The sequence below is a fragment of the Bradyrhizobium sp. Ken51 genome, from assembly GCF_055807435.1.
Map to the genome: position 1 here is coordinate 82,605 of NZ_JBVVPB010000015.1, position 26,799 is coordinate 109,403.

General features: G+C 64.2%; 27 protein-coding genes. 14 read left to right on the forward strand and 13 right to left on the reverse strand.

Annotated elements, in window-relative coordinates; translation table 11 throughout:
* Positions 1-5: 5 nt before the first annotated feature.
* Positions 6-626: a response regulator transcription factor gene (locus AC0L27_RS24265; RefSeq protein ID WP_275169555.1), complete on the reverse strand. Its 621-nt coding sequence runs from the start codon at positions 624-626 to the stop codon at positions 6-8.
* A gap of 203 nt (positions 627-829) precedes the next feature.
* On the opposite strand from AC0L27_RS24265, the gene AC0L27_RS24270 reads away from it, so the two are divergent.
* The gene (locus tag AC0L27_RS24270) at positions 830-1,858 is read left to right on the forward strand and encodes an AraC family transcriptional regulator (protein ID WP_354204772.1); all 1,029 of its coding nucleotides are present in this window, start codon (positions 830-832) and stop codon (positions 1,856-1,858) included.
* 2 nt (positions 1,859-1,860) lie between these two features.
* On the opposite strand, the gene AC0L27_RS24275 is transcribed toward AC0L27_RS24270, so the two are convergent.
* Entirely contained in the window at positions 1,861-3,072 is a 1,212-nt protein-coding gene (locus AC0L27_RS24275) for an NnrS family protein (protein ID WP_354204770.1), read from the reverse strand.
* Between the two features lie 128 nt (positions 3,073-3,200).
* On the opposite strand from AC0L27_RS24275, the gene AC0L27_RS24280 reads away from it, so the two are divergent.
* The gene (locus tag AC0L27_RS24280) at positions 3,201-3,911 is read left to right on the forward strand and encodes a Crp/Fnr family transcriptional regulator (protein ID WP_473320560.1); all 711 of its coding nucleotides are present in this window, start codon (positions 3,201-3,203) and stop codon (positions 3,909-3,911) included.
* A gap of 87 nt (positions 3,912-3,998) precedes the next feature.
* On the opposite strand, the gene AC0L27_RS24285 is transcribed toward AC0L27_RS24280, so the two are convergent.
* Both AC0L27_RS24285 and hemN read right to left on the reverse strand, forming a co-directional pair.
* A complete protein-coding gene (locus AC0L27_RS24285; RefSeq protein ID WP_007596228.1) occupies positions 3,999-4,196 on the reverse strand; it encodes a DUF1858 domain-containing protein in 198 nt (65 codons plus the stop codon).
* Positions 4,197-4,376: 180 nt separating this feature from the next.
* Positions 4,377-5,729: an oxygen-independent coproporphyrinogen III oxidase gene (hemN, locus tag AC0L27_RS24290; protein ID WP_275169559.1), complete on the reverse strand. Its 1,353-nt coding sequence runs from the start codon at positions 5,727-5,729 to the stop codon at positions 4,377-4,379.
* A 156-nt stretch (positions 5,730-5,885) separates the two neighbouring features.
* Here hemN and AC0L27_RS24295 point away from each other — a divergent pair, with 156 nt between their 5' ends.
* From AC0L27_RS24295 to AC0L27_RS24305, 3 genes are all read left to right on the forward strand, one after another.
* The gene (locus AC0L27_RS24295) at positions 5,886-6,092 is read left to right on the forward strand and encodes a hypothetical protein (RefSeq protein WP_275169560.1); all 207 of its coding nucleotides are present in this window, start codon (positions 5,886-5,888) and stop codon (positions 6,090-6,092) included.
* Positions 6,093-6,329: 237 nt separating this feature from the next.
* Complete coding sequence (nirK, locus tag AC0L27_RS24300) at positions 6,330-7,427, forward strand: copper-containing nitrite reductase (RefSeq protein ID WP_354204767.1); 1,098 nt, start codon at positions 6,330-6,332, stop codon at positions 7,425-7,427.
* Positions 7,428-7,478: 51 nt separating this feature from the next.
* Positions 7,479-8,357: an SUMF1/EgtB/PvdO family nonheme iron enzyme gene (locus AC0L27_RS24305; protein WP_275169562.1), complete on the forward strand. Its 879-nt coding sequence runs from the start codon at positions 7,479-7,481 to the stop codon at positions 8,355-8,357.
* Positions 8,358-8,400: 43 nt separating this feature from the next.
* Here AC0L27_RS24305 and AC0L27_RS24310 read toward each other — a convergent pair whose 3' ends face one another.
* Genes AC0L27_RS24310 through AC0L27_RS24320 form a run of 3 tightly spaced genes read right to left on the reverse strand, consistent with a single transcriptional unit; the run spans position 8,401 to position 10,435 of the window.
* Positions 8,401-9,036, reverse strand: a complete 636-nt coding sequence (locus AC0L27_RS24310) for a GNAT family N-acetyltransferase (protein ID WP_354204763.1) — start codon at positions 9,034-9,036, stop codon at positions 8,401-8,403.
* Positions 9,037-9,058: 22 nt separating this feature from the next.
* Entirely contained in the window at positions 9,059-9,709 is a 651-nt protein-coding gene (locus AC0L27_RS24315; RefSeq protein ID WP_354204761.1) for a 3-oxoacid CoA-transferase subunit B, read from the reverse strand.
* A gap of 18 nt (positions 9,710-9,727) precedes the next feature.
* Entirely contained in the window at positions 9,728-10,435 is a 708-nt protein-coding gene (locus AC0L27_RS24320; protein WP_354204759.1) for a CoA transferase subunit A, read from the reverse strand.
* A gap of 288 nt (positions 10,436-10,723) precedes the next feature.
* On the opposite strand from AC0L27_RS24320, the gene AC0L27_RS24325 reads away from it, so the two are divergent.
* From AC0L27_RS24325 to AC0L27_RS24350, 6 genes are all read left to right on the forward strand, one after another.
* Entirely contained in the window at positions 10,724-12,652 is a 1,929-nt protein-coding gene (locus AC0L27_RS24325; protein ID WP_354205507.1) for an AsmA family protein, read from the forward strand.
* 206 nt (positions 12,653-12,858) lie between these two features.
* Complete coding sequence (locus AC0L27_RS24330; protein WP_354204757.1) at positions 12,859-14,244, forward strand: ABC transporter substrate-binding protein; 1,386 nt, start codon at positions 12,859-12,861, stop codon at positions 14,242-14,244.
* Between the two features lie 94 nt (positions 14,245-14,338).
* Positions 14,339-15,211 (forward strand): carbohydrate ABC transporter permease, encoded by an 873-nt coding sequence (locus AC0L27_RS24335; RefSeq protein ID WP_354059779.1) that lies wholly within the window; start codon positions 14,339-14,341, stop codon positions 15,209-15,211.
* A complete protein-coding gene (locus tag AC0L27_RS24340; RefSeq protein ID WP_007596245.1) occupies positions 15,208-16,059 on the forward strand; it encodes a carbohydrate ABC transporter permease in 852 nt (283 codons plus the stop codon). The genes AC0L27_RS24335 and AC0L27_RS24340 overlap by 4 nt, the downstream gene beginning before the upstream one ends.
* Positions 16,060-16,172: 113 nt before the next feature.
* Positions 16,173-16,385 carry a hypothetical protein gene (locus AC0L27_RS24345; protein ID WP_354204755.1) on the forward strand — a complete coding sequence of 71 codons (213 nt, stop codon included), beginning with the start codon at positions 16,173-16,175 and terminating at the stop codon, positions 16,383-16,385.
* Positions 16,370-17,164, forward strand: a complete 795-nt coding sequence (locus tag AC0L27_RS24350) for a hypothetical protein (RefSeq protein ID WP_354204753.1) — start codon at positions 16,370-16,372, stop codon at positions 17,162-17,164. Before AC0L27_RS24345 ends, AC0L27_RS24350 begins: the two co-directional genes overlap by 16 nt.
* On the opposite strand, the gene AC0L27_RS24355 is transcribed toward AC0L27_RS24350, so the two are convergent.
* From AC0L27_RS24355 to AC0L27_RS24375, 5 genes are all read right to left on the reverse strand, one after another.
* Positions 17,097-17,909, reverse strand: a complete 813-nt coding sequence (locus AC0L27_RS24355) for an ABC transporter permease (RefSeq protein ID WP_354059773.1) — start codon at positions 17,907-17,909, stop codon at positions 17,097-17,099. The two genes, AC0L27_RS24350 and AC0L27_RS24355, sit on opposite strands and share 68 nt — an antisense overlap.
* 4 nt (positions 17,910-17,913) lie before the next feature.
* On the reverse strand, positions 17,914-18,828 hold the full coding sequence (locus AC0L27_RS24360; RefSeq protein ID WP_354059771.1) for an ABC transporter permease: 915 nt from the start codon (positions 18,826-18,828) through the stop codon (positions 17,914-17,916).
* On the reverse strand, positions 18,825-19,994 hold the full coding sequence (locus AC0L27_RS24365) for an ABC transporter ATP-binding protein (protein ID WP_354059769.1): 1,170 nt from the start codon (positions 19,992-19,994) through the stop codon (positions 18,825-18,827). The genes AC0L27_RS24360 and AC0L27_RS24365 overlap by 4 nt, the downstream gene beginning before the upstream one ends.
* Positions 19,995-20,069: 75 nt before the next feature.
* Positions 20,070-21,530 (reverse strand): glycerol-3-phosphate dehydrogenase, encoded by a 1,461-nt coding sequence (locus AC0L27_RS24370; protein ID WP_473320563.1) that lies wholly within the window; start codon positions 21,528-21,530, stop codon positions 20,070-20,072.
* A 39-nt stretch (positions 21,531-21,569) separates the two neighbouring features.
* Positions 21,570-24,257, reverse strand: coding sequence for an EAL domain-containing protein (locus AC0L27_RS24375; RefSeq protein ID WP_354204748.1), 2,688 nt, complete (start codon positions 24,255-24,257; stop codon positions 21,570-21,572).
* Positions 24,258-24,459: 202 nt separating this feature from the next.
* Between AC0L27_RS24375 and AC0L27_RS24380 the strand changes: the two genes are divergently transcribed.
* On the forward strand, positions 24,460-25,563 hold the full coding sequence (locus AC0L27_RS24380; RefSeq protein WP_354256894.1) for an NAD(P)/FAD-dependent oxidoreductase: 1,104 nt from the start codon (positions 24,460-24,462) through the stop codon (positions 25,561-25,563).
* A gap of 166 nt (positions 25,564-25,729) precedes the next feature.
* On the opposite strand, the gene AC0L27_RS24385 is transcribed toward AC0L27_RS24380, so the two are convergent.
* The gene (locus tag AC0L27_RS24385; RefSeq protein WP_007596254.1) at positions 25,730-25,909 is read right to left on the reverse strand and encodes a YdcH family protein; all 180 of its coding nucleotides are present in this window, start codon (positions 25,907-25,909) and stop codon (positions 25,730-25,732) included.
* Between the two features lie 328 nt (positions 25,910-26,237).
* Here AC0L27_RS24385 and AC0L27_RS24390 point away from each other — a divergent pair, with 328 nt between their 5' ends.
* Together AC0L27_RS24390 and AC0L27_RS24395 are read left to right on the forward strand one after the other, a co-directional pair.
* Positions 26,238-26,444 carry a YdcH family protein gene (locus tag AC0L27_RS24390; RefSeq protein ID WP_027519980.1) on the forward strand — a complete coding sequence of 69 codons (207 nt, stop codon included), beginning with the start codon at positions 26,238-26,240 and terminating at the stop codon, positions 26,442-26,444.
* A gap of 116 nt (positions 26,445-26,560) precedes the next feature.
* Complete coding sequence (locus AC0L27_RS24395; protein ID WP_275169573.1) at positions 26,561-26,779, forward strand: hypothetical protein; 219 nt, start codon at positions 26,561-26,563, stop codon at positions 26,777-26,779.
* Positions 26,780-26,799 lie beyond the last annotated feature (20 nt).

A 26,799-nucleotide genomic window follows, 5' to 3' on the forward strand; every position in this document is an offset into this window, starting at 1 on the left:
AGCCCTTAATCCTGAGCGGACGAACCCTGCCCGAAGATGCGGCGAAGCAGGTCTGTCACGTTCTTGGCACCGGCCTTCCTCAGAATGCCGGCGCGATAGCCCTCGACCGTCCGTGCGCTCAGATGCATGCGCCGGGCGATCTCCTTGTTGGTCAGGCCGGCGGCGAGATGCTCGAGCACGTCGCCTTCACGCGCGCTCAGGGGTTCGCAGCCCGGCAACCAGCGCTGCCGGTTGGAGCCGGGCTGCGCGAACTCGTCGATGGCGGCACCGATCCGGTCGACGATGTCGCGGGTGCGGAACGGCTTCTCGATGAAGTCGGCCGCACCGCTCCTGATGGCGTCGACCGCCATGGCGATGCTGCCGTTTGCCGCGGTCACCAGCACCGGCGCCATGCAGTTTTCCTCGCGCAGGCGCTTGAGCACGTCGAGACCGGAGCGATCGGGCGGCATCTCCAGCAGCACGCAGGCCGGCATCCGCGCCTTGGCTTCCGAGAGCAGAGATGCGCCGTCGGCGAAGCAGATCACGTTGTATGCGCTCTGTTGAAGCGCGGTGGAAAGTTGTTCGCGGGAGGCGGCATCGGTGTCGATGACGAATACCTCACCCTTGGAAAGCATGTTCCCCGGCATAATTCCGATCCAGCAATGTCTTTGGTCAAATGGTCCGAGACGGCAGCGGGGCCTCATCGCGCCGCGCCGTCATATGCACGGCATTCGCGCCCGTGCTTCGGTTTCACTTATGTATGTTCCACCTGGTTCCCGGATTTGACGGATCGGGACATAAACTTTACATTTCGGGACATCTGCGGGAATGGCTGGCAGGAACGGGTCGCATGACCGACCTCATTCGTAGCGCAGGCTTGAGCTATTACCCGGAGGTCGCCCGGTCGGTCGGGCTCGACCCCAAACAAATGATGCGCAAGGTCAGGCTGCCGCTAGCCTGCCTCGACAAGCCCGACACGCCCATTGCCGTCACCGGCCTGCGACGTCTGCTCGAATTGTCGGCAGAGGCGTCCGGAGCCGAAGATTTCGGCTTGCGCCTTGCCGAGCGCGGCGGGCTGACCAATTTCGGAGCGGTCGGCTTGATCGTGCGTGAACAGGCGACGGTTGGTGAAGCCATCGAAGCCTTCTCGCGCTTCATCCCGATCCATCACGACGGCATGAAGCTGGACGTCACCCGCGACAAGCAAACCGTAACCGTCACGCTGCACCTGCGCGGCCGGCAGCCGACCGCGCCACGCCAATCGATCGACATGGCGCTCGGCAGCGTCCACCGCATCATCCAGTCGCTGTTCGGCAGCGATTGGCGGCCGCAGGAAGTGCACCTGCATTATCCACCGCCGCACGACCGCAAGCGCTACCGCGAGTTCTACGGCTGTCGTGTGACCTTCAACGCGGAGGACGATTCGATCCTGTTGTCGGCACACGACATGGAGCGCCGGATCCCGAGCGCGCATCCGCTGATCGCGATCTATCTACGGAAGCGGATCGAGGCGATCGAGACGCGGCCGGCAAGCTGGGAGGAGAAGGTCGACGAGGTCGTGCGTCTCCTGCTCGCCGGCGGCGACTGCACGGTCGAGCGCGTCGCCGAGCACCTCGGCTGCACCCGCCGCACCATCCACCGCCACCTCGCCGAAGCCGGCACCAGCTTCTCGGCCATTCTCGACGCCCAGCGCGCCGATCTCGTGGTCCAGCTGATCCACGACCCCGGCCGGCCGCTGGCCGACATCGCCGTGCAGCTCGGCTTCTCCGCACAGAGCGCCATGGCCCGCTGGTTCCGCGGCCGCTTCGGCTGCACCATCACCGCATGGCGCAAAGGCGTCCGGCCACCGGAATCATCGAGCGTGGCGACCGCGGCTTGAATTCAGCGTGCCGGGACGGGCACGCCCATGATGGCGAGTGCGCGGCGACGGCTGCCGGCGAGCAGCGGGCCGAACGCGATGGCAAAGCCGAGGAACGCAACGATCCAGCCGCAGGCGGCAAGGTGCAGCAATGCATCGCTGTGCGCAGGCCAAGCCACCGCCGCGACCCGCGCCAGCGCCGCGACGATGATCGCGGCATAGATGGCTTGTGTCGCCGGCGAAGCCGTCAGCGCCTGTCCGGTATGGCCGAGACTCGCACGGGTCATCACCGCGAGCGTCATGGTCCCGGCCGCGCCCGCCATCCAGGCGTGGATGCCCGCACTCGGCGGCAACGCGCCGAAGACGGCAAAAGCATGCAGGAGGAAGCCAAGCGGCACGAAGACATAGCCGACATGGAGGATCAGGAGCAGCCGCTCGCGGAAGGTGCGGTCACCGGCCCAGCGCGCAAGCCGCACCAGATGGAGCCCGCCGACCAAGGCCATCGCCGCCCCGGTGACCGTACTCAACGGCGCGACAATCCATGAGACGAGCGCCAGCGCGCTGCAGCCGATCACCACACCGTCAAAGCGCCCGAACGGCACCGGGAGACGGCCAGGGTTGAATTTGACCAGCCAGTTGCGGGTGAAGCTCGGGATGATGCGGCCGCCGATCAGCGAGATCATCAAAACGACCACGCCGATGCCGACGCGGATGCCGAGATCGGCCGCACCCGCATAATGCGCTTCGAGATGCAAGGCGACATTGCCGGCGAGCAGCACCAGTACCAGCACCACCACGGGAAGATTGCGCCAGTTGCCGCCGGCGATGATTTCACGGGTTGCTGCAGCGACGACCAGCGTCAGGAAGGCTGCATCGACGGCAAGCGCAAACGCCCAGCCGATATCGGCGGACACCGTCACCGCGACCCGGCCGGCGAGCCAGACCGCCAGCAGCGCGCCCAAGGACGTCCCCTGGATCGGCAGCCGCCCGGTCCAGTTCGGAATCGCCGTGAACAGGAATCCCGTGATCACCGCCGGCAGGAACCCGTAGAGCATCTCATGGACGTGCCAGTCGCGCGGTGCGAAAGCGGAGCTCACCGACAATTCGCCGTAGAACATCGGCAGCCAGGCCAGGATCGAAAGCCCTGCCTGGATGGCGGCGAGCAGGAAAAAGGGCCGAAAGCTGTTCGCAAACAGCGGCCAGCCCTCAAAGTTACGGGATCGGGCGCCAGCCATGGGTCAACTCCAGTCGATTCAAATCGTCGCCTGGAAAAATACTGCCGTCCGGCCGGCTCGTTTTTGAGCTATCGCAAACACCCTGACGATTGCAGGTGTCATCACACTTTCAGCGCCAAGGAGGCAGGATGGCCAAGGTCGACACATCGCTGGTTGCGCATTTGCCGCTGTTTGGGGGTGTCAAACCGGAGGACCTCGATGAGATCCTGCGCGAAGCCCGCTCGGCGCGCTATCCCAAGAACAGCGCCATTTTCGAGCGGGGCGCGGACGCGCAATCCTTCTTCCTGCTGCTGCACGGCCATGTTCGCGCGGCCAAGACCACACCGACCGGCGAGCAGATCGTGGTCCGCTATGTCGCGCCGGGCGAAACGTTCGGTCTCGCGATGGCGATCGGGGCCGCGCGCTATCCGGCCACGGCGATCGCGGTCGACGACAGCGTCGCCCTGATCTGGCCGACCTCGGCCTGGCCGCGACTGGTCGAGCGATTTCCCTCGCTCGCCGCCAACACGCTCCAGACTGTCGGCACGCGGCTCCAGGAGAGCCACACCCGAATCCTGGAAATGTCGACCCAGCAGGTCGAGCAGCGCGTCGCGCATGCGCTGCTGCGCCTCGCCAAACAATCCGGCAAGAAGCTCGACCGCGGCATCGAGATCGACTTCCCGATCAGCCGCCAGGACATCGCGCAGATGACCGGCACCACGCTGCACACCGTGAGCCGGATCCTGAGCGGCTGGGAACAGCAGGGGCTGGTCGAAAGCGGCCGTCAGCGCATTATCCTGCGCGATCCGCATGGGATCGTCGTGCTGGCGGAGCGAAGCCCGGACAGCGGCGCGGCTTAAGGCCAGGGGTGAGGGTCGCGTCCGCTTACGGCGAAAGCGCCCCTCACCCGGGAATCCGCGCGCGGCCCGCGCGAAGTCCAGACCGGTTCACGCCGGCACGCGGTCGCACAGCGCGGCGAGGAATTTGTCGCGATCGATGCCATGCTCGCGGCAGGCGTCATCGACCGTGTGAAAGGTTGCGATCGGACAGCCCACGCAGGCCATCCTGAAGGCGAGAAACACGCGGATCGTGTGCGGCGCCGTGCGCATGATGTCATCGACCAGATCGTCGGATCCAAAAGGCATGGACACCACCTCCGTTCCGAAACCACGATAGCGGAGTGGGCGGCGGTTTCTTTGTTGGAGCGCAAGCTGGTTGTCATTCCCGGGCGCGCGAAGCGCGAGCCCGGAATCCATCGGGCAGCAGACCAAGAGGTGAAATGGATTCCGGGCTCGCGCCAAGTGGCGCGCCCCGGAATGACGGGACTACACCGCCCGGCTATGCAACTGCTTCGCGGGATCGAGATGCGCGTCGAATGCGGCCGCGACGCTGCGCACGAGAAAGCGCGAGTCCTTGGCGACTGCGATGCGGTCGCCATCCAGTCTCACGACGCCGTCCGAAATCAGCGGCTTCAGACGCGATGCCGACTTCAGCATTGCCCCGGCCTCTGCGCCATGACGCGCGCAGATGTCGCCGAGATCGGCGCTGAACTCGCACATGATGCGTTCGATGATGTCGGCGCGCAGCCGGTCGTCGTCGGTGAGCCCATAGCCTTTCGCGGTGGCCAAATGACCCGCGGCAATGCTCTGCGCATAGGCGCCGATCTGCACCTCGTTCTGGACATAGCCCTGCGGCAAATGTCCGATCGCGCTCGCGCCGAAGCCGAGCAGAACTTCGCCCTTGTCGGTGGTGTAGCCCTGAAAATTGCGCCGCAGCGTGCGTTGCTCGAAGGCCACGGCCATGGCATCGTTGGGCCGCGCGAAATGATCAAGCCCGATCTGCACGTAACCGGCCTCCTTCAACGCATTGGCGATCGCGCAGGCCTGGTCGTGGCGCGCAAGGCCGTCGGGCAGCACCGCCTCGTTGATCATGCGCTGGTGCTTCTTGAAAGCAGGCACATGCGCGTAGCCGAACACCGAGAAGCGGTCGGGCCCAAGCTCGAGCGAACGTCGCACCGTAGCCAGGCATGAGGCAACGGTCTGGTGCGGCAGTCCGTAGATCAGATCGAAATTGATCCCGTTGATGCCGGCACGCTGGAGCATGTCGACCACGGAAGCCGTCTGCTCAAAACTCTGCACCCGGTTGATCGCGCGCTGCACGACAGGGTCGAAGCTCTGCACGCCCAGGCTCGTGCGATTGACGCCGGAGAGCCGCATGGCCTCGACCATGTCGGCGGTCAGCGTGCGAGGATCGATCTCGACTGCAATCTCGGCCGACGGGGCCACGAAGAACGATTGGCGCATCGCCGCCATCAACTCGGCAAAAGCCTCCGGCGCCATGATCGTTGGCGTGCCGCCGCCGAAATGGATGTGCTCGACCTTGATGCGCCGGCCGATGGTCTCGGACACCTGCGCGATCTCGCTGCGCAGCGTACGCAGATAGGCCGCGATGAGACCGTCTCGACGAACGATCTGGGTATGGCAGCCGCAATACCAGCACATCTCGCGGCAGAACGGCACGTGCAGATAAAGCGACGCGCTGGCCGACGACGGGAGTTCCGCCAGCCACCGGGCGTAGGCACCCGCGCCGATCGCCGGCGAGAAATGCGGTGCGGTCGGGTAGCTCGTGTAGCGCGGCAGTCGTTCCTCGCCGTAACTCACCGCAAGATCGGCCCTCATATCCTACCCATTCGTAAATCAATGCTGCGCAGCGGGGCGCATCCCGGATGGCACCAAATTACCCGTTTTCGGGTGCGAAACCTTGCGCTCGCTCAAAGTCCGAGCACGGGATCGGAGCCATGGTGACATTTGATGATTGCCCTCTGGAGACAGGTTATGGCGTCGTTCGCGCTCGATCTCGTTCTGTGGCTCACCGGCGTTCGCGGCCATATCCCGCGCTTCGACGATTTTCGTCCCGTCCCCTCTACGCCCACCATTGGCGCCGGCCACGTGGTCCGCGTGATGATCATCACGGCCGCCGTCTTCGCCGCGCTGTCGCTCGCGGTTTGGGGCACGGTCTGGATTGCGATCCAGCTGCTCTAGTCGACAACAATCCATTCACAATAAACGCAACTGAACATGCGAGCGATTTGCGGCCGATGCGGCTGACGTCGGGCGCCATCGCGTCTTTCGTATCGCCGGTGCGATCTTCAACAAACTGCCTAAGCATTTTACCGGAGGCGAATTCGGCAAAAGCTTGTCGCAGCACAAACACACTTGCCGCGATCGGCGCACACTGCATTCCGTCATCAAGACCATTTCAGATGAAGGATGCTTCCAATGTTCACCCGCCGAGCCGCATTGATCAGCGCCGCCGCAACCGCCCTGATGCTGGCGACCCCCGCCTTGGCTGCCGACGATCTCAAACTGCCGCGCCAGAAGGTCGAGCTGGTCGCTCCGCCCTTCGTGCATGCGCACGAGCAAGCGACCAAGCAGGGCCCCAAGATCGTGGAGTTCACGCTCACGATCGAGGAGAAGAAGGTCGTCATCGACGAGAAGGGCACCACATTCCAGGCGATGACCTTCAACGGCTCGATGCCGGGTCCGATGATGGTCGTGCACGAGGGCGACTACGTCGAAACGACGCTGGTCAATCCCGCAACCAACTCCATGCCGCACAACATCGACTTCCATTCCGCGACCGGTGCGCTCGGCGGCGGCGCGCTCACGCTGGTCAATCCCGGCGAGCAGGTCGTCTTGCGCTGGAAGGCGACCAAGACCGGCGTGTTCGTCTACCATTGCGCACCGGGCGGTCCGATGATCCCCTGGCACGTCGTCTCCGGAATGAACGGCGCCGTGATGGTGCTGCCCCGCGACGGACTGAACGACGGCAAGGGTCACGCGCTGAAATACGACAAGGTCTACTATGTCGGCGAGCAGGACATGTACGTGCCGCGCGACGACAAGGGCAATTTCAAGTCCTATGAATCGCCCGGCGAAGCCTTCACCGACACCGAAGAGGTGATGAGGAAGCTGATCCCCTCCCATGTCGTGTTCAACGGCAAGGTCGGCGCGCTCACCGGCAAGAACGCGCTCACCGCCAATGTCGGCGAGAACGTGCTGATCGTGCATTCGCAGGCCAATCGCGACAGCCGTCCGCATCTGATCGGCGGCCATGGCGACTATGTCTGGGAGACCGGCAAGTTCTCCAACGCGCCGGAGACCGGGCTCGAGACCTGGTTCATCCGCGGCGGCTCGGCGGGAGCTGCGCTGTACAAGTTCATGCAGCCCGGCATCTACGCCTATGTCACGCACAATCTGATCGAGGCCGCCGACCTCGGCGCCACCGCGCACTTCAAGGTCGAAGGCAAATGGAACGACGATCTGATGATGCAGGTGAAGGCCCCTGCCGATATCCCGGCCCCCAACACCAACTAGACGCGACGAGGGGCGGGTGATGACCGGCCCCTTTTTCCTTGGGGAACGACCATGCTGATCGCATTCAAGCTGAAACTGTTCCTCGCCTGCGCCGCCGGGCTCGCAGGGCCGATCGCGGTAGCGCCGCTGGTGTCGGACATCGGGCCTGGCGGCACCGTGACGGAGCCCGCCATCGTCAGGGTCGCACCAGGCAGCCTGTCCTATCGCGAGGCCGGCGATTTCACCCGTGGCGGGCAGCAGGCGGAAGCGCCGCTGAGCGCGATGCGCTTCGAGAGGCCGCTGCACATCATGCGGCATCAGGTCTCGTCATCCGACTACCAGATTTGCGTGCAGGAGGGAGCTTGTCGCGCGCTTGATCGCGACGTAGCAATCGCCTCCGATCGACCCGCGGTGCAGGTGAGCTGGCACGATGCCGAGGCTTATGCCGGTTGGCTCTCGCGCAAGTCCGGTCACAGTTACCGCCTGCCGAGCGACGCGGAATGGGCTTTTGCGGCCGGCTCAAGATTCAAGGATGACGGCCTTCCGGTGGACGCAGCAGATCCATCGAAGCGCTGGATCGGCCGCTACGAGCGTGAATCCGAGCGCGACCTCTTCGACACGACGGCCCATCAGTTCGGCAGGTTCGGTTCGAACGAGCACGGCATCGAGGATCTCGCCGGCAATGTCTGGGAGTGGACCTCGACCTGCTTCGTGCGCTCGCGGATCGACGAGGCCGGCAATGCCGGCCGCCCCACCGTGAATTGCGGCGTGCGTGTCGCCGAGGGTGCGCACCGCGCCTATGTCACCGATTTCATCCGCGACGCCCGCGCCGGCGGCTGCGCGCAAGGCGTCCCGCCCGCCAATCTCGGCTTCCGCCTGGTTCGCGAGGAAACGTCGTGGGTCGCCAGCGTGTCGGCGCGGTGGAGCAAGACGTGGGCAGCGAGGTCGTGAGGGATCGTAGCGTCATGGCCTTCGCCAGCACGACACCGGGAATTCACATCGCCCGCGCGAACATGCGAAAGCCGGGCGCACCGATGATCGCCTCGAAGGCAGGATCGCGCTTCTCCTCGGCAAGGACGAAGCCGGCCTTGGCATAAGCGCGCTCGGCCGGCTCGTTGCCGATCAGGAACGATATCGTCGCCCGGGCAAATCCAGCTGCCCGCCCCTTCTCCAGCGCATGCGCGATCAGTGACTGCACCAGGCCGCGGCCGCGATAGGCGGGATCGGTCGCGACATGCTCGATCATCCAGTCGCCCTCGCCGCCCTGAACCCAGCAGGCGCGCGTGTAGCCGCCACGTTGGCGAATGGCCTCCAGCTCTGCCGGGGCGAGCCCGGACGCGGCTGCGACTTCCTCGATCGCACGCCAGGCCGCTGGTCCCGTGCCGGCCGCCGGTAGCGCACACAAGGCGGCAGCAGGCTTGCCATCGATCTCGGCGACCAGAAATTGCGAGACGTGCCACATCGACACTGCATCTGCGGTCGCGACACGCGCGATGAACTCGCGGCACTGTGTTTCAGGCCAGCCGAGCGCAACGTCGAACCAGCCGCGCAGCCGGTAGCCGCGCTGCGATGACAGGATGGTTTGTGCGATGAAATCGGCGTCTTCGGGACGCGCAGACCGTATCGTCATGCGCGCCCCCTTCGCGAAGACCTTATGTATTCTTCAGCGCGACGCGGAATTCGGCTTCGGTCTTGGCCTTGACCTCGTCGAGCGAGACGCCGTCGGCGAGCTCGATCAGCGCCATGCCGCCGCTGCCGTGCTTGTCGATGGTGAAGACCGCCAGGTCAGTCACGACGATGTCGACCACGCGCTCGCCGGTCAGCGGCAGATTGCACTGCTTCAGGAGCTTTGGACCGTCCTTGGCCGAATGCTCCATCACCACGACCACGCGCTTGACGCCGGCGACGAGATCCATCGCGCCGCCCATGCCCTTGACCATCTTGCCGGGGATCATCCAGTTGGCGAGATCGCCGTTCTGGGCCACCTGCATGGCGCCGAGGATCGACAGATCCATGTGGCCGCCACGGATCATGCCGAAGGAATCCGCGCTCGAGAAATACGAGGTCGACGGCAGCTCGCTCACGGTCTGCTTGCCGGCGTTGATGAGATCGGCGTCCTCTTCACCCTCATAGGGGAACGGGCCCATGCCGAGCATGCCGTTCTCGCTCTGGAGGCTGACATCCATGCCGTCCGGGATGTAGTTCGAGACCAGCGTCGGGATACCGATGCCGAGATTGACGTAATAGCCGTCACGCAGTTCCTTCGCGGCGCGCGCAGCCATCTGTTCACGGGTCCAGGCCATGTGGTTCTCCTGATACGCTTAAGCGGCGGTGCGCGGGCGGGTGTTGCGGAATTCGATGCGCTTCTTGGCCGTTCCGACCTCGACGATGCGCTTTACGAAAAGACCGGGCGTGTGAATGTGGTCGGGATCGAGTTCGCCGGCCGGAACCAGATGCTCGACCTCGGCCACCGTGACCTTGGCGGCGGTCGCCATCATCGGGTTAAAATTGCGCGCGGTCTTGCGGTAGATGAGGTTGCCGGCGGTGTCGCCCTTCCAGGCGTGGACGATGGCGAGGTCGGCGAACAGGCCGCGCTCCATCAGGTATTTCTGTCCGTCGAATTCCTTCACTTCCTTGCCCTCGGCGATCAGCGTGCCGACGCCGGTCTTGGTGTAGAAGGCCGGAATGCCGGCGCCGCCGGCGCGGATGCGCTCGGCCAGCGTGCCCTGCGGATTGAATTCGAGTTCCAGCTCGCCGGCGAGGAATTGCTGGGCGAACAGCTTGTTCTCGCCGACATAGGACGAGATCATCTTCTTGATCTGGCGGGTTTCGAGCAGGCGGCTGAGGCCGATGCCGTCGACACCGGCATTGTTTGAGACCACCGTCAGGTCCTTGACGCCGGAGTCGCGGATCGCGTCCGACAGCGTGTCGGCGATGCCGCAGAGGCCGAAGCCGCCCGACATGATCATCATGCCGTCTTTCAGAACGCCCTCGAGAGCCGACTTGGCGTCGGGATAGACCTTGTTCATGCAAAAAACCTCGACTGAACCTTCGGCTTGCAGGCGTCGCGCCTTATTGGCGGCGATTATTAGGCGAAATCGTCCAAAGCCGTCAATGATACGGGGTTCTCCGCTCCGCCGCTGGGTGATAGAAGCTGCCCAAGCTGTGGGCGCAACCGTTCCCGCGGCCTTGAAAGCGACAAGAAAACCCATCAACTTTCGGCACTTAACACAATAGGTCTTGGGCGTGGGGCACGCAGGTTTCCCGGCCCGCCTTCTGGCTCCAGCGACCAACTCGATCAGGACATGCCATTGACCATGGCCCAAGGAATGAAGCGCCTCGGGACGCCGATCGCGGCGCTGCTCGGCGTGGCGCTGATCGCCCTGATCGCGACCTCATGGCTCATCAACCGCGACGCGCTGCGCAAGGCCGTGGAAACGCAGATCCGCGACGTCACCGGGCTCGAGGTCAATGTCGCAGGCGCGATCGACATTTCGGTGCTGCCGGCAAGCTACATCTCCTTCCATGACGTCGGCCTGAAGGGCGGCGGCACCAGCGACCCCGCGCTCCGTGTCGACGTGCTTACCGCGAACCTGCGACTGCTGCCGCTGCTGCTGCAACGGTTCGAGATCGCCGACCTGACGCTGTTGCGGCCGCGCATCCATGTCAGCCTGAAGCCGGACGGCGAAAGCAATTGGACGCCGTTCATCCAGACCATCGCGCGCACCATGAAGCCCGGCGCCGAGAATCAGGTGTCTTTCTCCGAGATCCGGATCCAGGACGGCGTGCTCAATTACGAGGATGCCGCCACGCACGGCACCGAGAAGTTCGAGGACATCGACCTGTCGCTGGCCTGGCCCTCGATCTCGCGCTCCTTCGCCGCGACCGGACAGTTCGACTGGCGCGGCGAACGGGTCGACGGCTCGATCAGCTTTTCCGATTTCGTCGCCGCCCTCTCCGGCGAGCGCTCGGGCTTGAAGGCGCGGATCGCGAGCGCGCCGCTCAAGCTCGCCTTCGACGGCAACGTCGCCAACCGCACCAGCCCGATGATGGAGGGCACGCTCACGATCGACAGCCCGTCCTTGCGCAACGCGTTGCGCTGGACCGGCCAGCCGCAGCCCGCCAGCGGCGGCTTCGGCCGCTTCGCGCTGAAGGCACGGGCCAATGTCGTCGGCGCCTCGATCGCACTCACCAACGTCAATGTCGAGCTCGACGGCAACACCGCCGAGGGCGTGATGACCTACGCCAATAACGGCCGGCAGACGCTGCAGGCGACGCTCGCAGCCGACGCGCTCGACTTCACACCCTACATCTCGACCTTCCGCCTGCTCGCGAGCGGCGCGCGCGACTGGAACAGGCAGCTGTTCGACCTCAACGCCCTGTCGACCACCGACCTCGACATGCGCCTGTCGGCAGCCAAGCTGACGGTCGGGGCGTCGAAACTCGGCCGCACCGCGATCGGCGCGAATCTACGCAACGGCACGCTGGCGCTCTCGGTCGGCGAGGCCCAGGTCTATGGCGGCATCGCCAAGGGCTCGTTCGGCATCGCGCGCTCCGACACCGTCGCCGACATCAAGGCGCAATTCCAGTTCACCGATGTCGACCTTCAGGCCTGCGCCTCCGAGCTGTTCGGTATCAACAAGCTGTCCGGGCGCGGCAACATCAACGTCTCGCTCCTCGCGTCCGGCTCGAGCCCGTTCGGCCTCGTGCAGTCGCTCGACGGCAGCGCCACCGTGACCGGGCATGACGGCGCGATCTCGGGCTTCAATGCCGAGCAACTCCTGAAGCGGCTCGAGCGCCGGCCGCTGTCCGGTGGCGGCAACTTCCGCAACGGCTCCACCCCTTACGACAATCTCACGATCGCGGTGAAGTTCTCCGACGGCGTCGCCACCGCCGAGGATATTCGCGTCGAAGGACCGGCAGCGAAGATCACGATGACCGGCACCGCCTCGGTGCCGACGCGCGAATACGACATGAAGGGCGTGGCCAGCCTCAACAGCGCGTCGGGGTTCGAATTGCCCTTCGTGGTGCAGGGCCCCTGGGACGATCCCCTCGTCTTTCCCGATCCGGAAAGCCTGATCCGCCGCTCGCCGGCCTCTGCGCCCCTGCTCGACATGCTGAAGGACCGCAAGCCGGGCGACGCGGTGCGCTCCGCGATCGAGCGCATCACCGGCACCGGAAAACGTCCCGCACCGGCCGAATCGCCGACGGCGCAGAACGCCAAGGAAGGCGCGAAGTCCAATTAAGCACGGCGATCAAGCGGCACCAGCCGATCGTGCGAATTGATCAGGGCGCATTGATGCGGCGATTGGATCGATGCGCACATTAAGCATCTCCACAGGGCGATCCCCCACGACCTATGTCTGACAACAAGCCGCTAGATCGTATCACGGCCATGCGCTAGTGTTTTATACGACCGGTTAAAAACACCGGCCGTTTGAGGGAGAAAAACGTGAAATCCAAGGTTATTGGCGCAGTATCACTGGCGGTCGCTGCGGCCGGGCTGTTCGCAGCCGCTGCACCCGCATTTGCGCAGCAGAAGACGATTACGGTCTGGTGGGGCAAGGGCTTCTACCGCTCCGAAGACGACGCGCTGCTCGATACGATCAAGAAGTTCGAAGCCAAGACCGGCATCAAGGTCGAATTGTCGCAGTACGCGATCCAGGACATGATTCCGAAGACGGTGGCCGCGCTCGATGCCGGCACCGTGCCCGACGTCGCCTATTCCGACTCCTATGACGTGCAGGCGCAGGGCAAGTGGGCCTATGAGGGCAAGCTCGAGGACCTCTCCGAGATCATGGAGCCGATCAAGGATCGGTTCGTGCAGAACACGCTGGATGCGTCGATCCTCTATAATGACGTCACAAAGAAGAAGGCCTATTACGGCTTCCCGCTGAAACAGCAGAGCATGCATGTCGAGATCTGGAACGACATGCTGGAGAAGGCCGGCTTCAAGCTCGCCGACATCCCGACCGACTGGGCGGGCTACTGGACGTTCTGGTGCGACAAGGTGCAGCCGGGAATCCGCAAGGCCACCGGCCAGCGCATCTATGGCGTCGGCCAGCCGATGGGCGTCGAATCCACCGACGCCTTCCAGTCGTTCTACACTTTCATGGACGCCTACCACGTCAAGCTGGTCGACGACGACGGCAAGCTCACGGTCGACGATCCCAAGGTGCGCGAGAACCTGATCGGCGCGCTGAAGGACTACACCGACACCTATATCAAGGGCTGCACGCCGCCGTCCTCCACGACCTGGAAGGATCCGGACAACAACGTCGCCTTCCACAACAAGACCATCGTGATGACCCACAACTTCACGATCTCGATCGCGGCGAAGTGGTTCGAGGATTCCCAGAATCAGTCTCTGACGCAGGAGCAGCGCGACGCCGGCAAGAAGGCCTATGAGCAGGACATCGTTACGGCGTCCTTCCCGAAGGCGCCGGATGGTTCGACCATCCGCTACCGCTCCGACGTCAAGACCGGACTGGTGTTCACCGCGGCCAAGAACAAGGCCGAGGCCAAGCAGTTCATCAGCTTCCTGCTCCAGGAAGAGAACGTCCGGCCCTATATCGAGGGCGCGCTCGGCCGCTGGTTCCCGGTGACGAAGGAAAGCCAGGCCAGCCCGTTCTGGCAGGCCGACAAGCACCGCAAGGCGGTCTACGCCCAGTTCACCGGCGGCACGGCTGCGTTCGACTTCACCAAGAACTGGAAGTTCACGATTCTCAACAACGAGAACGTGTGGGCCAAGGCGATGAACCGGGTGGTCAGCGAGAAGGTTCCAGTCGACAAGGCCGTCGACGAACTGATCGCCCGCATCAAGCAGGTCGCGGGTTAAGTCATCATCCCCTCGCCCCGCCCTGCGGGTGAAGGTATAAGAACAGTACCGGCCGCGTTTCGCGGCCGGCAACTCTTTGAAGAGTCCAAAAAGAATGGCGATTACGCTCTCTGGTGATCAGTCTATCCCCGCACCGCCCTTGTCGTCGCGGCTGACCCCGGCGCAAATCTGGGGCATCGTGCTGCTCGCACCCTATTTGCTCGTTTTCCTCGCCTTCGTCGTCTACCCCGTCTGTTACGGACTATGGCTGGCGCGGGCTCCGTCGAATTATGTCGCGCTCTATCACGACCCGATCTTCGCGCGCGCCGCCGTCAACACGCTGATCTTCCTGGTCATCGGCATCAACATCAAGATGCTGATCGCGCTGTTCCTGTCCGGCTTCTTCGCGCAGCAGCGCACCTGGATCAAATGGCTCTCGGTGGTCTTCATCCTGCCCTGGGCAGTGCCGTCGATCCCGACCATTCTGTCGGTGCGCTTCATGTTCAACCCCGAATGGGGCATGGTCAACCACCTCATCTTCTCCTTGACCGGCGATGACGGTCCGAACTGGCTGAACGACCCGACGGTGGCGCTGACCATGGCGATCGGCGTCCACATCTGGAAGTCGCTGCCGTTCTGGACGCTGATTCTGATGACCGGACGGCTTGCGATCGCGCACGACCTGTTCGAGGCCGCAGAGGTCGACGGCGCGAGCTGGTGGCAGAAATTCCGTTACATCACCTGGCCGTCGCTGCAGACCCTCTACATCACCTGCACGCTGCTCTCGATGATCTGGACGCTTGGCGACTTCAACAGCGTCTATCTGCTCACCGGCGGCGGCCCGGCCGACCTCACGCACGTGTTGTCGACACTCGGCATCCGCTATCTCCGGCTCGACCAGCTCTCGCTCGCGATGGCCTCCATCGTCTGCGCGATACCGTTCGTCCTGCCGCTGATGTACTTCATGATGAAACGGTTGTCGCGATGAAGCTTCCCTCTCTCCGTGACGTCGCGACCGAGGCGCGGCTGCTCCTGATCGGCATTCCCGTCCTGCTCTGGACGATGATACCGATCTATCACATGTTCCTGTTCGCGATCTCGCCGAAGGAGGACGCGTTCTCGGGCAAGCTGTGGCCGGATCATCCGACGCTGCACAACTTCGAAATCGTGTTCAAACAGCAGCATTACTTCCTGCGCGACTTCTATGTGCAGTTCTGGAATTCGCTGGTGATCGCGGCGGCCGTCGGCGTGCTGACACTGGTCATCGCGACCGCGGCGGCGTTCTCGATCTCGCGGCTGCGCGTGCCCGGCGGGCGCATCGTGATGAACCTCGCGCTGTTCACCTATTTCATCCCGGCGGCGTTCCTCGCGGTGCCGATGTATCGCACCATGGGCAATTACGGCCTGCTCAACAACCATTGGTCGCTGATCCTGGCCATGGTGACGATCGCCAGCCCTTACGCGATCTGGGTGCTCAAGCAGGCCTCCGACAAGCTGCCGGTCGAGCTGGACGAGGCCGCCGTGATGGACGGCGCGACGACCCTCCAGATCTTCCGCCTGGTCTATTTGCCGCTGATGATGCCCTCGTTGGTCGCGATCGGCACCTACGCGGTGCTGCTCGCCTGGAACGAATACCTCTACGCGTTCCTGCTGCTCTCGAACGACCGCGAGATCACACTGCCGGTCGCACTCGGCAACTTCCTGGCCGCCGACGACTCGCCGTGGGAGCTGCTGATGACGACCGGCTTCATCTACGCGCTGCCGCCGGCGGCGATCTACTATGCCTTCCGCCGCTACATGGTGGGCGGGCTCACGGCAGGTGCGGTGAAGTCCTGACGCAACAGGACGGATCCGGACGCCACAAGCAAGGCGCTCGCGCAGGCTAGCGGACAATTGCAAGTTGTTCGCGTCTGCTCTAACTTGCGTCCCGCAAAGCCAGCGGGGCGCTCATGCGCAGCAACGATGCACTCCATCTCGGCCTGATGCTCGGGGCGCTCGCGGCGTCCTATCTGGTGCCGTTCGAGCTGTTGCTGCTGGCCTATGTCGTGCTCGGCCCGGCGCATTATTTCACCGAGATCCCATGGCTGCACGATCGCAGCTACTATCTGCCTCACCGCGGGATAGCCGCTGTCCTGGCGATTGTCCCGTGGTCGCCGCCCTGATCGACAATGCGTCATGGTTCGGCTTTGCGATGTGGGGCGCGCTGGTCGTGTGCGCCATGCTGGCAGCCACCACCTCGGCGATCGAGAGCATGCTGCTGTTCATGGCGGCCATCGTGCTGTCCGCGATCATGTATTCGAGCGGGTCGTCACTCGCGGTCATCGGCATCCTGATTCCGACCCTGATCCACGTCTGCCTGTTCACGCTGATTTTCATGGTGCTCGGTGCCTACCGATCCGGCAGCCGCGTGCAGGCCGCGCTGGTGGCTGTCTACCTCGTCGCGATCGCCACGATCCTGCTGCTGCCGCCAACCGCCGAAATCCGGATCACGAGCTTTGCCCGCGTCGGACAGGATTATTTCGGCAATGTCGGCCCGGCGCTCGGCCGGCTGTTCGGCATGCCCGGACTCGTCCTCGATGTCAGGCTGACCAGCCTGCTCGCCTTCGTCTATACCTATCACTATCTCAACTGGTTCATCAAAGCCGACGTGATCCGCTGGACCGCTGTGCCAAAGGCGCGGCTGGTGGCGATGGCCGGCGACAGCGCCGTCTCGACCGCGCTGTACTTCTACGATTACGCCTTCGGCTTCACCTTCCTGCTGGCGCTGAGCCTGATCCACATCCTGCTCGAATTTCCGCTCGACAGCCTTGCGCTGCGGCAGCTTGGAGCTGCGGCTCAGGACGCGGTACGCGCATGGTTCACCGGACGAACGGCTACAGCGGCGCCGCGCTCTCGCCCTGCGAGCTCGACAATTTCGAGGCGAGCGAGGCGATCACGATGACGACCGCGATCAAGGCGATCACCAGCGTGCAGATCGCGTTGATCTCGGGCTTCACTCCCAGCCGCACCTCCGAATAGATCCGGATCGGCAGCGTCGCCGAGCCCGGGCCGGTGGTGAAGCTCGCGATCACGAGATCGTCCAGCGACAGCGTAAAGGCGAGCATCCAGCCCGCGACGATCGCGGGCGCGATCAGCGGCAGCGTCACGGCCACGAACGCGCGCACCGGATCGCAGCCTAGATCCATCGCGGCCTCTTCCAATGAACGGTCGAGCGAACCGAGGCGGGACTGCACGACGACGGCGACGAAGCACATCGTCAGCGTGGTGTGCGCGATCGTCACCGTCCAGAAGCCGCGCTCGGCATTCAGCGCCACGAACAGCAGCAGCAGCGACAAGCCGGTGATTACCTCCGGCATGACCAGCGGCGCATAGAGCATGCCGGAGAACAGGGTGCGGCCGCGGAACCGCTCGCCGCGCGACAGGGCCACTGCGGCGAGCGTGCCGATCAGGGTCGCAATGGTCGCCGACGAAACGGCGACGCGCAGGCTCATCCAGGCCGCCTCGATCATGGCGCGATCATTGAAGAACTCGTGATACCAGCGCAGCGACCAGCCACCCCACACCGTCACCAGCCGCGAGGCGTTGAAGGAATAGATGACGAGGATCAGGATCGGCAGATAGAGGAAGGCCAGACCCAGCGAGAGCGAGGCGACGTTGAAGCGGGACAGGCGGGAGACCTTGCGCATCGTCTCACCGACCCTGTTCCAGCTGACGCTTTTGCAGCCGTTCATACAGCAGTAGCGGCACCAGCAGCACCACCAACAGCACGATGGCCGCGGCCGAGGCGACCGGCCAGTCCTTGTTGGTAAAGAATTCGAGCCACAGCGTCTGGCCGATCATCAGGGAATTGGAGCCGGCCAGGAGATCCGGAATGACGAACTCGCCGACGATGGGGATGAAGCATAGCAGCACGCCGGCGCCGACGCCGGGCAGCGACAGCGGGAAGGTGACCAGCCAGAACACCTGCCAGCGCGGCGCGCCGAGATCGGAGGCGGCCTCCTCCAGCACCGGCTCCATTTTCGCCAGCGTGGCGTAGAGCGGCAGGATCATGAACGGCAGATAGGAATAAACGATGCCGATATACATCGCGCTGTCGGTCGAGAGCCACACCACCGGCTGGCCGACCAGATGCAGCGCCAGCAGGATCTGGTTGAGCAGTCCGTCGTGCTGGAGGATGTTGATCCAGGCATAGATGCGGATCAGGAACGAAGTCCAGAACGGCACGATCACCAGCACCATCGCTACGGCCTGCCAGCGCGCCGGCAGCCGCGCCATGCCGTAGGCGATGGGATAGCCGATCAGGAGCAACAGCGCGGTCGCGGTGACGGCGACTGTGAGGCTACGCACATAGGCGAACACGTAGATGTCGTCGGAGGCGAGCAGCTTGAAATTGTCGGTCGAGAGCGCGGCAAAGGCGGCCTTCAGCGCCCCCCATCCCGCCATCAGGTCGAACACCGGCTCGTAAGGCGGCTGCGCGATCGCCGTCTGCGACAGGCTGATCTTCAGCACGAAGCCGAACGGCACCAGGAAGAACAGCACCATCCAGACATAGGGCGCTATCGCGGCAAGGCGAGCCGGTCGCGCAAAAATGCGGCGCGCGCTCATGACGGCAGCACCACGCAGTCGTCGGGCGTGAACCAGGCGACGACAGGCTGGTTCAGGCTGTAGGCATCGACGTCGAGGCGCGCGCTGTTGGCGACCGAAGCCTGCAGCATCCCGCCGGCGTCGAGCTTTACCTTGTAAGTGGTGGTGCCGCCGAGATAGCAGATGTCGGCGATCATGCCGTCCAGCTGGTTGATCGCCGTTTCATGACCGGCTTCCCTCACGGGACCACGGCGCGACAGCTTGACCTTCTCGGGGCGGATCGCGACCGATAATCTGACCTCGCCGAGCGGCTCGCGCGGCTCCGCGACCACCAGCGGTCCCGCATCGCGCGTGCCGATGACCAGACGATGACCGTCGCGCAATTTGGACTCGGCGTCGAACAGGTTGATGTCGCCGACAAACTCCGCGATCCAGCGCGAGCGTGGCGCCTCGTAGAGCTCGCGCGGGCTCGCGACCTGCGCGAGCTTGCCGTCCCTCATCACGCCGATCCGGCTCGCCATCGTCATCGCCTCTTCCTGGTCGTGGGTGACGATGATGAAGGTCATGCCGAGCCGGCGCTGCAGCTCCATCAGCTCGCCTTGGGTGCTTTCGCGCAACTTCTTGTCCAGCGCTGCGAGCGGCTCATCGAGCAGAAGGAGCTGCGGGCGTCGCGCCAGTGCGCGCGCCAACGCCACGCGCTGGCGCTGACCGCCGGAGAGCTGGTCGGGCTTGCGCTTCTCGAGCCCGTCGAGCTTCACAAGCGCAACCATCTCCGCGACACGCGTGGCAATGTCGACGCGCGCCATGCCGGCGCGCTTCAGGCCGAAGGCGATGTTGTCGCGCACCGACAGGTGCGGAAACAGCGCGTAGTTCTGGAACATCATGTTGATCGGCCGCTCATGCGGCAGCGCCTGCGCGATGTCCTTGCCGCCGAGCAGGATACGGCCTTGATCCGGCGCTTCGAAGCCGGCGAGCATGCGCAGCAGCGTGGTCTTGCCGCAGCCGCTCGGCCCGAGCAGTGCAAAGAACTCGCCGGCCTTGATGTCGAGCGACACGCCATCCACGGCACGGAACGTCCCGAACGCCTTGGCGACGCCCTCAATGCGCAGCAGCGGCTCGCCGGCCGCGAACTGCCTCTCTCCGACCGCCTCCGCAATAGCGTCTGTTCCGGGCAACTCGTCAGTCATGGTCCCTGCCAACCCCAATCCCGCCGCACGCTAGCGGCCGATCGTTCCTCACTCAACCGGTTAGAGGCGGTTCGTTCACATCGGATTCGCCATGAACGCAGCCAGCGCATCGCATCCCTCCGCCGACATCGTCAGGCCGAGCTTGGAGCGGCGCCACAGGATGTCCTCGGGAAAACGCGCCCATTCGTGGGTCACGAGATAGCGCACCTCCGCGCCGGTCAACTCGGGACCGAAGGCGGGGCCGAGATCGTCGCGGGTCTTCGCCTCGGCAAGCACAGCCGATAACCGCGAGCCATAGGCCGCGACGAGGCGTTGGGCCTGCGTCTCCGACAAAAAGCGCCAGCGGTCGCGCGCAAGATCGACCTCGGTGTCGAAACGATCCCAGGCAAAATCTCCGCCCGGCAGCGCAGCGCCAGCCGTCCAGGGCGGCGACATCGGATAGAACGGCGTCAACTTCGCCACCGCGCGCTCCGCCCGCAGGCGCGAGGTGGTGACGTCACCGCCGAACATCGTGATCAGCGGCGCCTTGCGCCGCCGCGCGTGGAACAGCGTCGTGCCGTCACGTCGGCGCGCGGACGCAAGCGTCAGGTTGACGCCGGAGACCGCGCGCACCACGTCGGTCGGGGCGACACGCTCGCGGAAATAGCGACTGGCCGCTTCGCAGAGGTAGCCGATGTCGGCCCCCGGCATCGCGACGATCGCGGGATCGCCGGTGAAATCGTGCGTGACTGTGCCGATCAGCGTGAAATCGCGTTCGACAGGGCTCGCGAAGATCAACCGGCCATCGCTGTTCTGGAAAACGTAGACGTTATCGGAATCGAACAACCGCGGGACGATGATCTGGCTCATCTGCATCGCCGCCGTGGCGGGTTGCGGCTGCCGCAGCACGGTCTCGGCGACCATCGATGTCCAGCCGCCGGTGGCATTGGCCAGTGCCCGGGCCGTTATCGTGCGGCGATGGCCGCGGTCGACCACCGCGAGCCGCCATGTGTCGGTTCGGTCGGCGCGCACACAGCGCGCTCCAGTCCGAATCACGGCGCCGCGCTCGGCCGCATCCAGTGCCGTGAGCGCGACCAGTCGGGAATCGTCGACGACGCAGTCCGAATATTCGAAGGCCGTGCCGAACGGTCGCTTCAGCGCGTTGCCGACCGGATGATGCGTGATGTCGAGGACCGCCGTTGCAGGCAGGCCGCTCCGGCTGGTGAGGCTGTCGTAGAGGAACAGGCCAACGCGCAGCAGCCATGGTGGGCGCTCGTCGGAATGCGCCGGGATCACGAATCGCATCGGCCGAACCAGATGCGGCGCGATCCGAAGCCAGGTCCGCCGTTCGGCGAGCGCCCGGCGCACCCGTCGGAAGCCGCGCCGTTCCAGGACCGAGAGATCGCCATGGATCAGCCGCGGTGTTGCCGAGGACGCTGCGCCGCCCAGATCGCCCTGCTCCAACAGGATGACCCGCAGGCCGCGGCCGGCAGCATCGCGCGCGAGGCTGACACCGTTCAGGCCGCCGCCGATGATCGCAAGGTCGTAATCCGCCATGAGGCCGTCGAATGAGAGCGAAAGAAGCGCCCACCCTCACTAGCCGGTCTTGAGCGCGAGCTCCATGACTTCGGCGCGGCCGACGAGGCCGGCATATTTCCCGATCGGCAAGGGCTTGCCGAGCAGATAGCCCTGCACGCCGTCACATCCTTCCGCGGCGAGGAAGGCGAGTTGTTCGAGCGTCTCGACGCCCTCGGCAACGATCGACATGTCCAGGCCATGGCCGAGATCGATCACCGCGCGTACGATCGCCGCCGATTGCGGGTTGCGGCCGAGATTGATGATGAAGGCGCGGTCGATCTTGATCTTGTCGAACGGGAACGCCTGGAGATAGCTCAGCGAGGAATAACCGCTGCCGAAATCGTCCATGGAAATGCGCACGCCGAGCGCCTTGAGCCGGCGCAACAGCGCAAGACCACGATCAAAGTCCTCGATCAGCACGCCCTCGGTGATCTCGAGTTCCAGTCGGCCGGGTGCGAGACCCGTCTCGATCAGGATGGAATGGACGAGCCCGACCACGTCGCCGTGCATGAACTGCGCCGGCGACAGGTTGACCGCGATCTGAAGCGGCGTCGGCCAGGACGCTGCCTCGCGGCAGGCCTCGCGCAGGATCCACTCGCCCATCTCGACGATCAGGCCGCTTTCCTCCGCGATCGGAATGAATTCGACCGGGGAGACCTGGCCGCGCACCGGATGTTGCCAGCGCGCCAGCGCCTCGAAGCCGATGATCTCGCTCTCCGCAACGCTGTGGCCCGCGGCTCCCTGCGGCTGGAAGGCGAGCGAGAGCTCGCCGTTCTTGATCGCCATCGAGAGGTCCTGGTGCAGTACGCGGCGATCGCGAATCTGCTGGTCCATCTCCGGCTGGAACAGGCTGATCGTGCCGCGCGATTTCTGCTTGGCGCGGAACAGCGCCGCGCCGGCATTGGCGAGCAGCGAGGCGGCGTCGGCGCCGTTGTGCGGGAAGATCGACATGCCGGTGGTGACACCGGCGCGGACCGGGCGGCCGTCGATCTGGAATTCCTCGGCGATGGCTTTACCGATCTGCTGCGCCAGCGCGAGACCTGCCTCCGGCTGCTTGCCGTCGATGATCAGGCCGAACTCGTCGCCGGACAGGCGCGCCACCACGCCGCCGCGCGCGGAATCTTGGAGCCGCTGGGCCACCTCGACCAGGAGCTTGTCGCCGTGCGCATGACCGAAGACGTCGTTGACCTCCTTGAGGCCGTCGAGATCGACACACAGAACCGCGAACTCTTCGCCGGTGCCCTCGCAGGCCTCGATCATCTGGGTCAAAGCCTGCAGGAAAGCGGCACGGTTCGGCAAATCTGTGAGGCCGTCGTGATAGGCCATGTGCGCCATGCGCGACTCGGTCTGCCGGCGATCGGTGACGTCCTCGTGGGTCTTGATCAGATATTGCGGCTCGCCGGTGTCGCTCAGCACGGTGGCACGGCGGGTGAGGAACAGCCGCAGCCCGTCCTTGGTGGAAATCGGGTGCTCTTCGGTGATCATCCCGCGCTTCTTGATCGCGGCTTCGTCGCGCGCGATGATCAGCTTGGCTTCCTTGGGATTGAAGATGTCGGACGCGGTCAGGCCCGTGGCTTCCTCGCGCCTGCGGTTGAGGATCGTCTCCGCGCTGCGGTTGGCGAGCAGATAGCGACCGTCCTTGACCTGCTCGACGATCAGGGCCACCGGGATGTTGTCGACCACGAGCTCCAAGAACTTCTTCGTGCTCTCCAGCTCCTGCGACAGCGAGCGGCGGTCGGTAATGTCCTCGAACACCACCAGCAGAAATTCAGGCTTGTTGCTCTCGTTGCGAACCACGATCCGGATCGAGGCTACCATGCGCTGGGTCGCGCCGCGCTCGACCTCGAATTCGTTGCGGTACTGGCCGGCGGGCGCGATGAGCGCCGCCCGATCGGTCGCCTCGATGGTGGCCGCCGAATTTGGCCCGAACAGCTCGCGCGCGTTCTTGCCGACAACCTGGTCCCGCGAAAATCCCCAGAAGCGCTCATAGGCGCTATTGGCGAAGATGTAGCGACCATCATCGATGTTCTTCGCGGCCACGCAGGCCGGCACGTGGTCCAGCAATGTTTCCAGGAACTGCTTGGTGGAGGCGAGTTGCCGAGACAGCCTGCGCTGCTCGCTGACGTCCAGATGCGTCGCCACCGAGCCGCCATTGGGCAGCACGAAATACTTCACCAGGATGGCCCGGCCGTCCGGCAGTTCGGTGATCAGGCCGTTGGTGCTTGCCGCTTCCTCGTAAAACTCCTCGTCGGAGGCGCCGCCGAGCACTCCGCGCTTGCGTCGCAGCTCAAGGATGTCATGGCCGGTCATTCCGGCCCAGATGTCCGACCGCATCAGGCCGTAGATATCGAGATAGCGGTCGTTGCAGAAGATGATGCGCCGTTGCGCATCCGTCATCACCACGCCCTGGTTAAGGTTGTTCATCGCGGATGAGACGAAGGCATTGCGCCGCAGCTGCAGGCGCCTGGTCCGGCGCAGCGAGGAATGGATCCACAGCGCGACCGCGACGAGGAACGAGCAGATCACGACGCCGGCGATCAGGGCTTCCCAGATCACGTCGGGATCGAGGTGGCCGAGATAGCTCGGAGGAGTGAAGCTGTCGGAGAGGGCAAAGGCGCGCGCAGGCGCCACCGCTGCGACCAGGCACACGACGGCCTGCACCGCAATCGGAAGCGCGCTGCCCGCGTGCCAGTTCTTCTCAGCCATCAGCCACCCGCGATTTCAACGTCGGATTGTCTGGCCTCGCGGGTTTGGATCGGGTAAACGCCTGTACGCGCAACGGAAAAATGTGGCATCAAATACGGCAATTGCCCTGACATGATAAATGCTTCCTTAACGGAAAACGCCCCCGCGCCGCCGTCCCCAGGCGTGAGGCCATCGTCGCTTCGAACGGACGTCCTGCACAACCATGGATAGGGTCGACTGCGTTGTCATCGGAGCCGGCGTGATCGGGCTCGCGGTGGCTCGAAAGCTGGCGCAGGCCGGGCGCGAGGTGATCGTGCTCGAGGAAGCCGATGCCATCGGCACCATCACCTCCTCGCGCAACAGCGAGGTGATTCATGCCGGCATCTACTACCGCGCCGGAAGCTGGATGGCGCGCATGTGCGTCGACGGCAAGCACGCGCTCTACCGTTACTGTTCCGAGCGCGGCATCCCGCACAGGAATTGCGGCAAGCTGATCGTCGCGACCAATCCGAAAGAGACCGAGAAGCTGCAATCGATCAAGGCGCATGCCGAGGCCAACGGCGTGCTCGACATGCAGCTGCTCGCGGGCGATGCGGCATCTGCGCTGGAGCCGGCGCTCGCCTGCGACGCCGCGCTGCTGTCGCCGTCGACCGGCATCATCGACAGCCACGCCTACATGCTCTCGCTGCGCGGCGAAGCCGAGGACGCGGGCGCGGCCTTCGCGTTTCACACCCCGCTGATCCGTGCCAAGGCAACCGCCGGCGTGATCGAGATCGAGGCGGGCGGCGAAGCGCCGATGACGCTGCAATGCAGCCTCCTCGTCAACGCCGCCGGGCTCTCGGCGACCGCGGTGGCGCGCAACATCGAGGGCATGCCGCTGGAACGGATTCCGACGGCCTACCTCGCCAAGGGAAACTACTTCAGCTGCAATGCCAGGGCGCCGTTCTCGCACCTGATCTATCCGGTGCCAGAGCCCGGTGGCCTAGGGGTGCATCTGACGCTGGACATGGCAGGGCAGGCACGTTTCGGCCCCGACGTCGAGTGGATCGAAACGATCGACTATGAGGTCGATCCGTCGCGCGCCGAACGCTTCTACCCGGCCATCCGCAAATACTGGCCGACGCTGCCTGACGGCGCGCTCATGCCGAGCTATTCGGGCATCCGTCCGAAGATCGTGCCGCCGGCGGTGGCCACGCAGGATTTCTTGATGCAAGGTCCGCGCGATCACGGCGTCGAAGGCCTGATCAATCTGTTCGGCATCGAGTCGCCGGGATTGACGTCATCGCTCGCGATCGCGGATCACGTCGCCGAGCTCGCAAACATCTAGTGTTCTAAAGCGAAGTGGATTGCGGTTGCGCGTGAAGAACCGCGCCCAGACACGAATCTAGAGCCGCGCAAATCCTTGCACGATGCACCTCGCAGCAGGGATGAGCGCAAAGGCTCCCATCCCTGCCAGAAAGGGTACGTTCAACTCTACGCTGTTGCAGGGGTTACTAGTGGAGCGTGTCGCCGTGCCTGAGACGCTCGATCTGGTCCTTGACCATCAACTTCCGGCGCTTCAACTCAACAATTTGCAGGTCGTCTGTTGAAAGGTGCACGAGAGCTTCGTGCAATTCGTTTTCGAGAGTTTTATGCTTCCGTTCCAATTCAACCAGATGTGCCTGAATTGTCATTCGAAACCTCCTCGGTAGGGGGGAACCTTGGATTCGACCGGACAACGAAGTGTACATCACCGATTCGTTCTGTCGATGGGGTATCCGTCGTCGCACTGTCATTTTTGAAAATTCATATGTAACGAAGCGTGAGTAAGGGAACCACGCGGGATAAATCCGTGATATCAATGCGCTTGCGCAACTCGGGAGCGACCGCAGAAATATCTCGCGGGAGATCGACGCGGGACAGCCCGAGATCGCTTGCGATCACGGCGCGCAAGGACGATAGTTTCCACAGGGCATCCACAGCCTTAATCTCACGCCTATCGGTTTTTCGGCCACCGCAGACATGACCAATGAAGATGCGCGCGAACTCGAATCCGAGCTCGCCCGGTTGCACCAGGAACACCGAGATCTCGATGCGGCGATCGATGCACTGCATCAATCGCCCGCCCCCGACCTGTTGCGGTTACAGCGGTTGAAGAAACGCAAACTGTTGTTGCGTGACCGTATCGCGTTCATCGAAGACCAGATCACGCCCGACATCATCGCCTGATCCACAGGTAGAACTTTAGGGCGGCCCCGCCGCACCTGAATCCGCTTGACTCGAAAGGAACAAAATAAGAACATTTGAGCACCAACGCCCCGGAAAACCGTCCAAGGAAAACGCAGATGTCGGCAACCGTCCTTCTCGACAACAGCCATTATGAACAGGCCTGCGATCAGGCGATCGCGATGTGCGACGGCAATCTGCGCAGCACCATCAAGGCGCTAATCATGGCCAACGAATATCTGGAGGCCGAGCTGGAGGAATTGCAGGCGGCGATTTCCGCCGGCTGCATTCCGGAGACCTCGCGCAGCAAGATGCGGAGCAAGAGCAGCGCCGCCTGAGCTGTCAACTATCGGAGCCG